The organism is Pseudoalteromonas luteoviolacea CPMOR-1 (genome assembly GCF_001625685.1).
In the GTDB taxonomy this organism is placed as follows: domain Bacteria; phylum Pseudomonadota; class Gammaproteobacteria; order Enterobacterales; family Alteromonadaceae; genus Pseudoalteromonas; species Pseudoalteromonas luteoviolacea_K.
The window spans coordinates 1-14870 of record NZ_AUYC01000062.1; the positions used below are offsets into that span (position 1 = coordinate 1).

At 42.0% G+C, this 14870-nt stretch carries 9 protein-coding genes and 1 CRISPR repeat array; all 9 genes read left to right on the top strand.

Going from position 1 to position 14870, the window contains the following annotated elements; translation table 11 throughout:
- Positions 1-819: 819 nt before the first annotated feature.
- The 9 genes from N473_RS20930 to N473_RS20970 all read left to right on the top strand — a co-directional run bounded on the left by N473_RS20930 (position 820) and on the right by N473_RS20970 (position 14866).
- Positions 820-1650, top strand: a complete 831-nt coding sequence (locus N473_RS20930; RefSeq protein ID WP_063369621.1) for a helix-turn-helix transcriptional regulator — start codon at positions 820-822, stop codon at positions 1648-1650.
- 96 nt (positions 1651-1746) lie between these two features.
- Positions 1747-2760, top strand: coding sequence for a type I-F CRISPR-associated endonuclease Cas1f (gene cas1f / locus N473_RS20935; protein ID WP_063369622.1), 1014 nt, complete (start codon positions 1747-1749; stop codon positions 2758-2760).
- Positions 2757-6128 (top strand): type I-F CRISPR-associated helicase Cas3f, encoded by a 3372-nt coding sequence (gene cas3f / locus N473_RS20940; protein ID WP_063369623.1) that lies wholly within the window; start codon positions 2757-2759, stop codon positions 6126-6128. Before cas1f ends, cas3f begins: the two co-directional genes overlap by 4 nt.
- Positions 6128-7405, top strand: coding sequence for a type I-F CRISPR-associated protein Csy1 (gene csy1 / locus N473_RS20945; protein ID WP_063369624.1), 1278 nt, complete (start codon positions 6128-6130; stop codon positions 7403-7405). The genes cas3f and csy1 overlap by 1 nt, the downstream gene beginning before the upstream one ends.
- Positions 7402-8283 carry a type I-F CRISPR-associated protein Csy2 gene (gene csy2 / locus N473_RS20950; RefSeq protein WP_063369625.1) on the top strand — a complete coding sequence of 294 codons (882 nt, stop codon included), beginning with the start codon at positions 7402-7404 and terminating at the stop codon, positions 8281-8283. Before csy1 ends, csy2 begins: the two co-directional genes overlap by 4 nt.
- An 18-nt stretch (positions 8284-8301) precedes the next feature.
- Entirely contained in the window at positions 8302-9333 is a 1032-nt protein-coding gene (gene csy3 / locus N473_RS20955; protein WP_063369626.1) for a type I-F CRISPR-associated protein Csy3, read from the top strand.
- An 8-nt stretch (positions 9334-9341) separates the two neighbouring features.
- Entirely contained in the window at positions 9342-9980 is a 639-nt protein-coding gene (gene cas6f, locus N473_RS20960; protein ID WP_063369627.1) for a type I-F CRISPR-associated endoribonuclease Cas6/Csy4, read from the top strand.
- Between the two features lie 149 nt (positions 9981-10129).
- Positions 10130-12198: a CRISPR direct-repeat array (repeat unit 28 nt; unit sequence CTTCACTGCCACGCAGGCAGCTTAGAAA).
- 889 nt (positions 12199-13087) lie between these two features.
- Entirely contained in the window at positions 13088-13861 is a 774-nt protein-coding gene (locus tag N473_RS20965) for an SDR family NAD(P)-dependent oxidoreductase (protein WP_063369628.1), read from the top strand.
- 6 nt (positions 13862-13867) lie between these two features.
- The gene (locus N473_RS20970) at positions 13868-14866 is read left to right on the top strand and encodes an AraC family transcriptional regulator (protein WP_063369629.1); all 999 of its coding nucleotides are present in this window, start codon (positions 13868-13870) and stop codon (positions 14864-14866) included.
- Positions 14867-14870 lie beyond the last annotated feature (4 nt).

Sequence of the window (14870 nt, forward strand, 5' to 3'; positions counted from 1 at the left end):
GACCGATGTAACCAAGCTCCATGGATGGATTTCAGCTCCGTGTTGGAAATATTTCGATTCACTGCCGTACAGGCATCTAATATATTCGTGATGAATTGTTGGGTCCAACGAAAGCAAAATTGGATCCTGATTTTCATCAGAATGACGGCAAATAGAGAGGCATTGCTAAGGCAGCTTTGGTGGTACCTACCCACAAGTCTGCATATTCTCACCCCCGTCATTCCGAGCTTGCCTCGGAAACCATTGACCTTTTCGATGAGAGGCTATGAATAATACCTGTAAACACAATTTCCCTGTTAACTGAACATCATGGAAATCGAGATTTGTTCTCATTTATGGGTTTGTGAAAAATGGTATTTATTAAGGTGAATACAGCGAGTAACAACACAAGAAAACTGGCACATAACAAACTCAAAAAAAACAGAGCTATGTTTAACAGTAATGTTATTAAAGCGCCTATGATTGGTGCGCCAACTATCGCAGTAAGCCAGTCTTTGGTTAACCACAAATAAAACATGCACCCCATTGTATTTAATAGGTACCACCGATTTAATGAGAGGAAGAAAGAACCACGAATGAGTATCATATCAATTAAGTGATCAATTTTATCCGTTGGTAGTCTATCCATTGGTAACTTCATTTATTTTTTCAGTCTATCCGATTTAATTTAGCAGATAACAGCTGTTCAATGAATAGACGAAATCAGATTTAGAGCTAGTTAAAAAATAGCGTGTTGCGCCTTATTTTTGTCGCGGATCAATGACTTCAACACTTTGTTTTGATACATTTTATTCACGTTAATTTTACTAAAAGTGATTTATGCAGGCTAAGGAAGAGCAATATTTTAGATATATTGAGGCGGTGTTATTTTGGCAAGGAGAGATCCAAACAGGCACTTTTCAAGATAAGTTCAAACTATCAAGACCCAGCGCAAGGCGCTACCTAACAGACTTTATCGCACGCTATCAAATTGACGCGCATTATAACGAGTCTGAAAAAGCCTATGTATTGGCAACCCCCTTTACACCAAATTATATTTCCCAAGACTTTACTGAGTATGCCAATTTAATTGGTGAGCAGTATGTACACAATTTAAGTACTTCAACCATTGCAACGCTTCCTTTACCTCATAGAAAACTCAACCCCACTATTTTACGACCTATTTTAAACGCTTGCCGTCGACAAAGTGTGCTCGATATTCGTTACCAGTCGATAAAAGAAGGTGGAGAAACAGAGCGTATTATTCGCCCACATACGCTAGTGAACTCTGGCCTGCGTTATCATTTAAGAGCATATTGCGAAGACGCAAGAGGCTTTAGAGACTTTTCACTATCTCGTATTTTATCTGCGTGCCCTGAATTTAAATCTAAGGCACAAAAATACAAGCAAGATGATGAAGCATGGCAACAGGAAGTAACGCTAACCATCATGCCAGACCCGCGTTTAAGTGACTATGCTCAGCAAGTGATCGCCCATGACTTTGATATGAGCGACAACAAAAAACAACTCAAAACCAATGCAGCGTTGCTTAATTATTTGATCAGCATTTTACGTTTAGATGTGCAACACCCAAGTCCAGAAGCTCAGCAAATTGTTATGGACCCAGATTGCTACCGCACTTTGAGAAAGCAAAAGCTACTTTGGAACTAAAACACCTGTAAAAAATATTACTGATCAAAAGTGCAGCATTGAAGCCGTACATAGATAACCGTAGGTTATGTCTAAAGCCAAAGGAAGTGGAAGACGATGGAAGACTTTAGCCCTAGCGATTTAAAAGCCATATTGCACTCAAAACGTGCCAACTTATTTTATCTCGAATATTGCCGCGTCATGCAAAAAGATGGCCGCGTTTTATATTTGACCGAAGCCACCAAAGAGAACCTCTATTTTAATATTCCCATTGCTAATACCACAGTTATTTTGCTGGGTAATGGTACCTCGATTACACAAGCGGCGATGCGCATGCTTGCTCAAGCTGGTGTATTAGTCGGTTTTTGTGGTGGCGGCGCAACGCCTTTATATATGGGTTGTGAAATCGAGTGGATTACACCGCAAAATGAGTATCGACCAACAGAGTACCTGCAAGGCTGGATGGGATTCTGGTTTGACGATGACAAGCGCTTAAATGCAGCAAAGCACTTTCAGCAGGCACGGATCGCGTTTTTAAAGCAAGTTTGGCAAAAAGACCGAGACTTAAAAAATGAAGGCTTTAACTTTGATGATAAAGCTATTCAAACCGCACTGGATACCTTTTTTACTCGAACGGAGACCGCGACAAACTCACAGGCTTTATTACTCACAGAAGCGCAGCTCACCAAAGTGCTTTATAAATATGCCGCAAACGCAACCGACAGTGAAGATTTTAAGCGCCAACATAAATCTTCCAAAAAGGTTGATATTGGCAAAGCTAATGATTTTTTAAACCACGGCAATTATCTCGCTTATGGTTTGGCTGCCTGCGCTTTGTGGGTGCTCGGTATTCCTCATGGTTTTGCGGTGATGCATGGAAAAACCCGTCGCGGAGCCTTGGTGTTCGACATTGCCGATTTAATCAAAGATGCATTGGTGTTGCCTTGGGCATTTATCTGCGCCAAAGAAAATGCCACCGAGCAGGAATTTCGCCAACAAATCCTACAAGCGTTTACCGATCACAAAGCACTGGATTATATGTTTGAACAAGTAAAGCAAGTGGCATTACAAGAATTAAGTGAAGAGCAAATAGCCGCCATTGAAAATGATCAAAAAGGTGATGTTTTATGATGGTCACATTTGTATCTCAATGTGAGAAAAACGCCCTCAAGAAAACCAGACGTGTACTGGATGCCTTCGCCAACCGCATTGGCGACAACACATGGCAAACCGTGATCACCCAAGATGGGCTTGATACCGTTAAAAAGATGCTGCGTAAAACTGCCAGTCGTAGCACTGCGGTGAGTTGCCATTGGATCAGAAGCCGTGCCCGAAGCCAGTTTTTGTGGGTTGTTGGGAATAAGAGTAAGTTTAATTTGGAAGGCGTGGTGCCGGTGAATAGAACTGAAAAAGGCTTACTTAATAGTGAGTTTGAAAGTGATTGGAAATATCTCCCGCTTATCAAGTCCCTAGCGGCGATGGCTGCACTATTACATGATTGGGGAAAGGCCTCTCTTTTATTTCAAGAAAAATTAAACCCTGAGATAAAAAATAAACATAAAGGCGATCCATTAAGACACGAGTGGATTTCGTGTTTGCTGTTTAATCATTTTGTCACAACTCAAATAAACTCCAAGCAAGATACGACATGGCTTAAATCAATTATTGAGCATGGTATCGACGAACAACACTTCAATACCAATAATTTAAAACAAGATAAGCCCTTGTCCAATTTGCCAACAGCCGCTGCGTTAATTTCGTGGCTTATCGTCTCTCACCATAGATTGCCCTTACCGAAAGAAGCGAGTCTATGTAAACAACAGCGTGAACAGACAAATGCTGATTTAAACAGTTTACTTAGTAAGATAACCGCTGAGTGGGGTTACGAAAATCGTTTTGAAGACTATCAAACTTTACTAACGAGATGTTTTAAATTTCCTAAAGGATTACTTTCAGATTCCCGTTGTTGGATAAGTGAGCTTAAACGCTGTGCAAAGGACTTATCTCATCATTTACCAATGCTAGAGCAGGCCATGAACGATGGGGGTTGGCGCTTGGTGTTACACCATGCTCGGTTGAGCTTAATGTTAGGAGATCATTATTACTCTTCTCAAGCCAACGATGTGCAGTGGAAAACTGATAGCGAGCTGTACGCAAATACTGACCCTAGCAGTAAAGAGCTTAAGCAAAAGCTTGATGAGCACCTAGTTAATGTTGCACAGGTAACAGTAAACACAGTTAAACTCTTGCCTTTTTTTGAATCAGAACCGTTAAAAGCAACTGAACTTACTGAGCTTGCTCCAAAGGCGAATACACCTAAGATATTTCGTTGGCAAGATAAAGCTGTCCGCTGCGTTACACAGTGGCGAGAGGAAACAGAAGACAAGAGCCAAGGTTATTTTGTGGTGAATATGGCTAGTACCGGATGCGGTAAAACCATCGCTAATGCCAAAGTGATGCAGGCGATTTCAGAGGACGGTGAAAGTTTAAGGTTTATTCTTGCTCTTGGTCTGCGCACGCTAACATTGCAAACGGGTGATGAATATAAAGAGCGTTTAAAACTAAAAGATAGAGACTTGGCTGTTTTAATTGGCTCAAAAGCGATTTATGAGTTACATCAATCGGGAAAAAAAATAGATAAAGACGAGGTTGAATCAGAGTCAGCTGAATTAGGCTCAGAATCACTTGAAAGCTTGCAAGACGAAGGCGATGAAGTGCACTGGCAGGGGGTATTGCCTGAAGAAGAGCTCACCACTGTTCTCACTAAAGAAAAGGACCGAAAATTACTTTACGCACCTGTGCTGACTTGTACGATAGATCATATTATGGCTGCTACCGAGACTAAACGTGGCGGGCGTTATATTTTGCCTTGTTTACGTTTGATGTCATCAGATTTAGTGATTGATGAAATTGACGACTTCATAGGTGATGATTTGATTGCGATTGGTCGTCTTGTCCACCTTGCAGGCATGTTAGGGCGAAAGGTGATGATTTCTTCGGCCACTATTACGCCTGATTTAGCAGTGGGTTTATACAATGCCTACCGACAAGGATGGGCAATTTTTGCAGCAAGCCGCGATAGGTCAACTAATGTTAATTGTGTCTTGATTGATGAATTTAATACAGAATGTCACTTTGTTGGCAGTCATGATGACGACGTACCAAATTATACTCGCATCCATGAAGCGTTTGTTAGCAAACGAGTCGGAAAGCTTAAGCAACAAGACGCAAGACGCAAAGCTGAGATCATTCCTTGCAACAAAGAATCAAGTTTAGATATTAAAAGCGAGTATTTTGAAACTGTAAAGCAAGCGGTTTTAGAAAAACATACACAGCATTTTACTCTTGAAAATGAACATCAAATTCATGTTTCTTTTGGTGTGGTGCGGGTCGCCAACATTAAACCTTGTGTTGAATTAACTCAGTATTTACTAAGCAGTGAATGGCCGCAAGATACCGAAATACGCTGCATGGCATACCACAGTCAACAAGTTTTATTGCTTAGACATGTGCAAGAAAAACACCTTGATGAGGTTTTAAAGCGTAAAGAAAAAGACGGTGAGTCCCCTTTGGCGTTTGATAATGAGGTTATTCGAGGTCACTTCGCCAGCTGCAAGGCTAAAAATCTTATTTTTATTTTAGTGGCAACACCAGTTGAGGAAGTGGGCCGTGATCATGATTTTGATTGGGCGGTGTTAGAGCCTTCATCTTTCCGTTCAATGATTCAGATGGCGGGGAGAGTGAGGCGTCATCGACAAGGCGAAGTTGCTTCTCCCAATATAGGTTTAATGCAGTACAACCTCAAAGGCTTTAAAGGTACCGAGGAGCGGGTATTCAATTACCCTGGTTATGAAACGGATTCATCGACTACTTTACAGACCCATGATTTAAAGAAATTAGTTGATGAAAAGGCCTTACTACACAGTGTTAATGCTATCGCTCGCATTCAAAAGCGACCAGAGTTATTACCACATCAAAATCTCGCAGATTTAGAGCACTACGCCACGGCAAAAACTTTAGGTACCACCCAAATTAACCAGCCTATTGCGAGCACAAGCAGAAAAAATAGGTTTAGTCGAAATCGCCGAGTAATAAACCCTGCAAGCAATTGGAGTGAGCATTTACACGGACATATTCACGGTTATTGGTGGCTTACCGCGTTGCCACAATACTTTAAACGTTTTCGTAAAAGTATGCCTAGCGTGCAATTGTATTTGGTAAAGCAACGGCATGGTTTGGCATTTTGTATACGAGAGGATGGGGGGAATTTTAGTTCTGTTGAAGCCAAATTGGATATTGAACATCAAGCGTTGCCCTCTGAACAACAGCAAAAATTATGGTTGCAAAGAGACTATGAGACGTTACTTAGCCAATTTAGTACAGAATCAAAAAGTGAATATCTGACTTCAATCAAATATGGTGAAGTGAGTGTTATCGAAACGGATGGAATTCAAAAATATAGTTACAACGACCAGTTAGGGCTGGTTAAGGTGAAATAATGGAATGTAAAAGCATGTTAGATCCGGCAATAGCGAACTTTTTTGATGAGCGTAAAGAAGCATGGCTCAAAAAAAATATAAAAGCTTCAATGACAGAATCTGAAAAAATAGAAATGGAACGCGAATGTGACCAAGTGTTTTTATTAGCAAATTGGTTACCTTCGGCAGCAAAGCGAGCAGGCCAGATCTCAATATCTACTCACCCTTGTACTTTTAGCCACCCTAGCGCAAGAAAAAACAAGAACGGGTATGTGTCATCTATTATTGCCCAAAATACTCACAAAGTAGATGGGTTCCTTCGAAGTGGTAATGTTCATGTTGAGGCAGATGCATTAGGTAATGCTGCTGCGCTTGATGTATATAAATTTTTGAGTTTAGTTCTAGGTGACGGCCAAACTTTACTAAACCACATTGTGCAAGAGAGTGAGCTGGCTCAAAAATTATTAGAGCAGCCAAATTGTGATTACGCAGTTTTACGAGATGATTTCTTAAAGATGATTGAAACCGATCAGGTTGCTATAACTAGCTCTAAAGTTAAACAAGTGTATTACCCAATTGAAGATGGTGAGTACCATTTGCTTTCAATTTTAACCAATTCCGGACAACTTTTTGAATTACGTAAACGCCTTGATAGATATAGATTTGGTGATGATTTAAAGCTAGCTCGAGAAAGCCGAAAGGCTAATTTGTACCATTCCACAGGTTATTGTGAAATTTATGGATTAACTACTATTGGCTATGGTGGTACAAAACCACAGAATATCAGTGTGTTGAATAATCAAAATGCAGGTAAAGCACATTTATTGCCTTCATTCCCTCCTTCGTTAAAGCAACGGGAAATCCGCTTACCAACCTCTGATTTTTTTAAAGAAAGCTTTACCGCGTGGCATGCAAGAGATGTGTTAGAGGCGTTACATCGACTATTTGTTACTGAGTACAATAACGTCAATATTAGAGAAGGGCGCGATTACCGGATTCAACAATACGTTGATTTAGTGATTGAAAAAATGTGGCAGGTAAGAGTATTTTTGACCGAAAACCCAAGTGAACCAACAAGTGATTTACCACAAGAACAAAAAATGTGGCTTTATCCGCAATATCAAGTGCAGCGTGAACTGCAAAGTGATTGGTTAGACAGTATAACCCGCCATATTGCTAGAGGGCTAATCAATCACTATAGCAATAATAAGTTTATCAGTACCCCTGTACAACTTGCCGATCAAGAACTTTTCGCCATTGAGCGGATTGTTGAAGATAACAAGGAGTTATTACGATGAAAGTTATCGTTTTACCACACATTAAAGTACACAATGCCAATGCGCTATCGAGTCCATTTACCATTGGTTTCCCAGCTATGACGGCTTGGCTTGGGTTTACTCACGCACTAGAACGGAAGCTCATTCAGCAAGGCTATACAGAGTTGATGCTTCAAAGCGTGGCGGTAATAAGCCATGACTGCAATGTGCAAACACACAAATGTGAGGGCGACTTTGTACATTCTATAATTGGCACTGGTAATCCACTTGAGAAAGATGGTAAGCGCTCAGCATTCATTGAAGAAGCACGCTGTCATCTAGATGTATCTTTGGTAATTGAGTACAGCGGTGATGAAGAAAAAATTGCGCAAACCAATTTCACTGAGCAACTACAAGACTTTATCGCAAGTATGAAAGTGGCTGGCGGCGATATATTGACCATACAAAAGCCTAAGCTTGAATCTGTGATAGAGGAACTAGACTCCAAGCGATTAGTTCGCCAACTCATGCCAGGTTATGCGCTTATTGAAAGACGTGACCTTATGATTGAGGCCATGCAACAGGGCGATGATGCGCTTGATGCATTGCTAAGTTACCTCACTATAAATCACAGCTGTGAGAAAAAAGACGACGACAGTGTTGTTTGGCAAACTAGTCGTAAAGAAGATGGCTGGCTTGTACCTATTGCAACCGGTTTCCAAGGTATCTCACCGCTAGGTGAGGCAAAAAACCAACGTGACCCAACTACTCCCCATCGTTTTGCAGAAAGTGTTGTGACTCTGGGGGAGTTTGTCATGGCGCATAAAGTAAAAAACCTCGATGACATACTTTGGGAGTACAACCCAGAATTAGAAAATGATCTTTACCTGTGTCAGCAAGTAAACGCAACTAACGAATAGAAATAAGGAAGAATACAAATGGCTAAAAATAAAGATATTGCATCGGTACTCGCATTTGAAAAGAAATTAGTACCATCGGATGGCTACCTATTTGGCACTAACTGGGAAGACAGAACACAAGTCACGCCACTTAAACTGCAAGAAAAGTCAGTGCGTGGAACAATCTCTAACCGTTTAAAAGCAGCTGTACAAAAAGACCCAGCGAAATTGAATGCAGAAGTAGAAAAAGCAAATTTACAGCGTGTGGATGCCTGCGCGCTTGGTCAGGAACAAGATACACTCAAACTACACTTCACATTAAAAATATTAGGTGGTTTGGCACAACCATCAGCATGTAATAATGCCAGCTTTAAACAAAGTTACAGTGCTGCAGTAAAGCAATATATTGCAAAACATGGCTGTTTTGAATTGGCAAAACGTTATGCCACTAATTTAGCGAATGCACGGTTTTTATGGCGCAACCGTGTGGGCGCAGAAGAAATTGAAGTACAAGTGAAAGCGCTTAATAAAGGCGCTGAGCAGACTTGGTCATTCGATGCATCAGAATTTAGCATTCGTCACTTTAATCACCAAAATGAACTGGTTAACAGTCTAGCCGATAGAATTGCACAAGCACTTGCCAGTGATGCAGAACACTTAATGCTGCAAATAGATTGCTATGCCAAAGTGGGTAAAGCACAAGAGGTGTATCCCAGTGAAGAGCTGGTACTGGATAAAGGTAATAGTAAAACCAAAAAAAGTAAGGTTTTATATGCTGTCCGTGATCATGCGGCAATGCACTCTCAAAAAATTGGTAATGCATTACGTTCAATTGATACATGGTATCCAGAGTATGAGTCAGAAAATCAAAGCGCAGGGGCTATTGCCATTGAACCTTATGGCGCTGTAACTAATTTGGGTAAGGCATTTCGTACACCAAAAGATAACCAAGATTTTTATAGTTTCTTTGACAAATGGGCACGAGGTGAAGAACTGCAGCGTGAAGAAGATGAGCACTATGTTGTTGCTGTACTTGTTCGAGGTGGCGTATTTGGCGAAAGTGATAAATAGGTGATTGGATGAACTACTACCAAGAAATCACCTTATTGCCTGAAGAGGACGTATCACTCGGTTTTATTTGGCAAAAGGTGTTTCAACAAGTGCATATTGCGCTTGTTGAACACAAGGTTGATAAAAATAAATCAGCGGTTGCCATTGGCTTTCCGCAATATGGCAAAGCCAAGTTTCCATTGGGTTCAAAATTGAGGTTATTCGCTAAAGAACAAGCACAGCTTGAACAGCTTAATATCGCTAAGTGGCTAAGTCGGTTTGAAGACTATACGCATATCAAAGGCATAAAGCCTGTGCCAGATGAGGTCAGTTATGTGAGCTTTACGAGAAAAAACGTCAAAAGCCCTGAACGCATTGAGCGTGAAATGACAGAAAAAGCGCAGCGATGGTCTCAAAAAAGTGGCAAGTCTTTAGAGGAATGTTTAGCTGAACTTGAACAAACTAAACCTGATCTAAATACCAAACACGCCTTTATCTTTTTGCATAGCCAACAGACCAAAGTGCGCTCTCCGGATAAAAACAATAAGTACCCGTTATTTATTGCTATGCAAGAACGCGAAAGTGATACACATGGCACATTTGACTGCTATGGATTGAGTGCAAAGGCAAATGATAAAAATTCGTTTGGGTGTGTCCCTCAGTTCTAACAAATAAAGGGTATTTTTACCTTTTATTTTTGCTCTTTTAAAATTTGTATAAAATACAATGAGTTGTGATAGGCTGTTTTTAACAAGGTAAAAATAGGTTTTTTTGCCTTAGTAGCTGTTGCAACTTATCTTTTTTCATTTATTCTATACTTCACTGCCACGCAGGCAGCTTAGAAAGTCACTCGCATCAATAGAAATGGAATTTTACCCTTCACTGCCACGCAGGCAGCTTAGAAATGTCATGATCTCGTCAGCAATAAATTTACCACCTTCACTGCCACGCAGGCAGCTTAGAAATACCAAATCCCAAAGCAAAAGACGAGGAAACACTTCACTGCCACGCAGGCAGCTTAGAAATCCAAAGTGGCCTTTTCAACGTCTGGGTTTTTCTTCACTGCCACGCAGGCAGCTTAGAAACCAAGTGAAAGCCTCAGCTATGCCAAGGCTGTCTTCACTGCCACGCAGGCAGCTTAGAAAACCTCCAAGAGTAAACGTTAAACCCGTTTTGCCTTCACTGCCACGCAGGCAGCTTAGAAAAACCTCGCGGGCTTCTGCAAGTGCACTAACAGCTTCACTGCCACGCAGGCAGCTTAGAAATCAACAAACCATTCAATTAATCCACCCATGATCTTCACTGCCACGCAGGCAGCTTAGAAATCAACATCCTGATACAAGGATTTAAGTACTCACTTCACTGCCACGCAGGCAGCTTAGAAAAGTTACAACGCCGCTGTCTACAACAACAGAGCCTTCACTGCCACGCAGGCAGCTTAGAAAAAGCTAAAGCGATCACTAATACACTCGCTATTCTTCACTGCCACGCAGGCAGCTTAGAAAAAAGTTTAAGCGCAAATCCGCTGGAAAAACAACTTCACTGCCACGCAGGCAGCTTAGAAAAATCACATGGATATATGCAATGAAACTCTTCTCTTCACTGCCACGCAGGCAGCTTAGAAAAGTATTGTCTTCTCGATAAGTGCTGATAACTTCTTCACTGCCACGCAGGCAGCTTAGAAACAGAAGCCGGCTCACTAACTGTTACATAACCTCTTCACTGCCACGCAGGCAGCTTAGAAATGCGTGGGTACTTGCAATACTTGTCGCTGATACTTCACTGCCACGCAGGCAGCTTAGAAAGCTTATTTTGGTAAAGGTAGCCGACATAAACGCTTCACTGCCACGCAGGCAGCTTAGAAAAATCACATCTAGCGCCCAAATCCAAAGTTCTACTTCACTGCCACGCAGGCAGCTTAGAAATCAAAGAGTTTCAAAGCCAGTTTATTGAAATTCTTCACTGCCACGCAGGCAGCTTAGAAAACGCCAAAAAACTCAAGAGAGGCTCTTCGTTTCTTCACTGCCACGCAGGCAGCTTAGAAAATCAGGCGTCAAACTGTAATTGTCATTTTCATCTTCACTGCCACGCAGGCAGCTTAGAAACAAATTCAGGGTTTAATCTATTTGCAGCGGCACTTCACTGCCACGCAGGCAGCTTAGAAATTACTAAGTGAACAGGAAGTATTGCCCCACGTCTTCACTGCCACGCAGGCAGCTTAGAAATAATTTCGAATCTACATTATGTTGAGAAAGGCCTTCACTGCCACGCAGGCAGCTTAGAAAAATTGAAGCCAATGAGCTAATTAAAAGCCTTTCTTCACTGCCACGCAGGCAGCTTAGAAATGCCAAATCACACGTTAAAACTAAATGCTACTCTTCACTGCCACGCAGGCAGCTTAGAAATGATATAAGCATAAGTGTCCGAGCCTGTGACTCTTCACTGCCACGCAGGCAGCTTAGAAACCACGACAATTCACAAAGGCGACACAACGAAATCTTCACTGCCACGCAGGCAGCTTAGAAATCTCTAAGATAATCCAACACATCACGTTGATTCTTCACTGCCACGCAGGCAGCTTAGAAAATGAAGATAAAGGGGCTACTTGATTCACCCCGCTTCACTGCCACGCAGGCAGCTTAGAAAATCAAGGAACGGCAGCAGTTCAAAGCAATCATGTTCACTGCCGAACAGGCAGCATAGAAAAGTATGTTTGTCTTTCCAGCTATCTGTTGTTGCTTCACTGCCGAACAGGCAGCTTAGAAAAAGGGTAATGTTTTCCCCTTGGGTTAGTTTTGCTTCACTGCCGAACAGGCAGCTTAGAAAGCAGAGGTGAAGGAAATACTATTCTGCAAAAGCTTCACTGCCGAGCAGGCAACTTAGAAATTCAAAATGGCTCGTGCTTGATTAGGGAAAATCTTCACTGTCGCACCGTAGGTGTATGTATTCGTGATGGGTTGTTGAGTCTAACGAGGAGCTGCTTGTGTAACGCAGTAAAAATGGATCCTGATATTCATCAGGATGACGGGGTGAGGTAGGTGTGTTGATTTGAAATTGGCCCATTTAATTTTGTGTTTATTGAAGAGCTATTTTTTGGTGCATAGAAAATGAATCCTGATGTTCATTAGGATGACGGGGTGAGGTCGGTGTGTTGATTTGAAATTGACCCACTTAATGTTGTGTCTACTGAAGAACTATTTTTAGGTGCATAGAAAATGGATCCTGATATTCATCAGGATGACTAGGGTGAGGTAGGTGTGTTGATTTATCTTAAGTGGCGCGTATTAATCGTCGTAATAGCTGTGTTTTCTGCTTTTGCTAACAAACGAATCACATGCACAAATCCCAAAACTGGATCCTGATGTTCATCAGGATGACGTGGGGAAGTAGGCGTGTTGATTTGACATAATTGTCCCACTTAATTTTGTGTCTGCTGAAGAACTATTTTCAGTTGCATTAAAAATGGTTCCTGATATTCATCAGGATGACGAGGGTTATCTAGGAGCGTCGATTTGGCCTAAGTAGTCCTTTTACCGTCATCCCGAGCTTGCCTCGGGAACCATAATACAGTTAGCTCGCTGAAATCGATATTTGTAAACTCACCAAAACTGTAAAAGGGGTTTACACTTTGGCACCTTTAAATGAAGGTTGTCACGTTTAAACTAAAGTTGTCACCTTTTGCATGTTGAGTGTCACGATCTGTCAGTGTGTGGCGCGTTTTGAATGTCTATACTGAGCACAATGAATCAACGGGGTTTAAACAGCGGTAAAGCACATGGCAAATACGGCATTGATCACAGGCGCATCCGGCGGCATTGGTTTGGAATTCGCGCACTTACATGCACAACAAGGTGGTGACTTAGTGCTCGTTGCGCGTTCACAAGATAAGTTGGACGCTTTGGCGAAGGAATTGGAAGTCAAACACAGTATTAAAACGACGGTGATCTGTGAAGATTTGTCGCAACCACATGCTGCGCAGCGTATTTTTGCTAAAACGTCTGCTTTGAATATAGAGGTGGATGTCTTAATCAATAATGCCGGGTTTGGTGGTCACGGTGTCTTTTACCAACGGGATATGGTGGCTGATCAGCAGATGGTACAAGTTAATATAACCGCGTTGACGGATCTGACTCACCTATATTCAAAAGAGATGGTTGCGCGCCAGCGTGGTCGTATTCTCAATGTGTCATCCACGGTGTCATTTTTACCGGGTCCACTTCAAGCGGTATATTATGCGACTAAGGCGTATGTCACTTCGTATACTCAGGCAATTGCTGAAGAGTTGTCTGGCACTGGCGTTACCGCAACCGCGCTGTGTCCTGGGGCGGTCAATACTGGTTTTGTGGCTGCAGGCGACTTGGAAGGGGTTGATGTGTGGAAAAACGCTAAATCGGCAAAGTCGGTGGCACAGTGCGGTTACAAAGCGATGCAACAAGGTCAGCTGATTGCATTTAATGAGCGCAAATTACAGTTTTTGCTTAATTGGATCACCCCATTACTACCGCGTAAAATGGTATTAAAGTTGTCACGACAATCGATGGAAAAGTAACGAATTATGAAAATCGCGAGTAAGTTTACAGTACACGCAAACTGTAAAATATTATTACAGGACATGAACATTGATGTTGAGACTGTGGTGGCATATTCAAAGCTGCCAGCGGATATTTTGAATCGTGAGCCTGTTATGCTATCACCAAAGGAGTATTTTGCTTGGTGGTTGGCAATTGAAAAGGCCGCGAACGGGCGAGACGTCCCATTATTGGTTGCTGAACATTTATCGGTGGAAGTGTTTGATGCCCCTTTGTTTGCGGCGCTTTGTAGTCCTGATTTAAATACAGCTCTGTCGCGCATAAAACACTACAAGCCGTTGATTGGACCCATGAAAATGGACCTTGAAATGAACGACAAAACCACAACAATGGGGTTATCTTGTTACGGTTATGAGGGGGCTGTTCCTGCCGTACTTGTACTTACTGAGATGGTGTTTTTTACCAAATTACTGCGAATGGCAACGCGTTACAATGCGATACCGGTATCGGTTACCTTGCCAGAACTGCCTGGCAATATTGAAGCATATGAAGCGTTTTTTGGTTGTACACTTAAACAAGGTGAACAGCTTTCAATTGCCTTTCGAGCCGAGGATGCCGCGCGTCCATTTTTAACTGCAAATTCCAGTATGTGGTCATACTTTGAAGACGGTTTGAACCAAAAGCTCGCGGATTTAACCGCAACCGCGACGACAGTTGAACGTGTTCGAGCAGTTCTCATAGAGTCATTGCCTGTTGGTCAAAGTTCGATTGAGATGGTGGCGCAAAAGCTCACACTGAGTAAGCGGACTTTGCAGCGAAAACTGACCGATGAAGACACGAATTTTCATAGTGTTTTACAAAATGTACGCTCAGAGTTGGCTAAGCACTATTTGCAAAAATCTCATATATCGCTCAGTGAAGTGGCATTTTTATTAGGGTATCAAGAGTCAAACTCATTCATCCGCGCATTTACTACTTGGTTTGGCGTGTCGCCGGGCAGTTATCGGGAACAATTGGCGTCTTAATGGC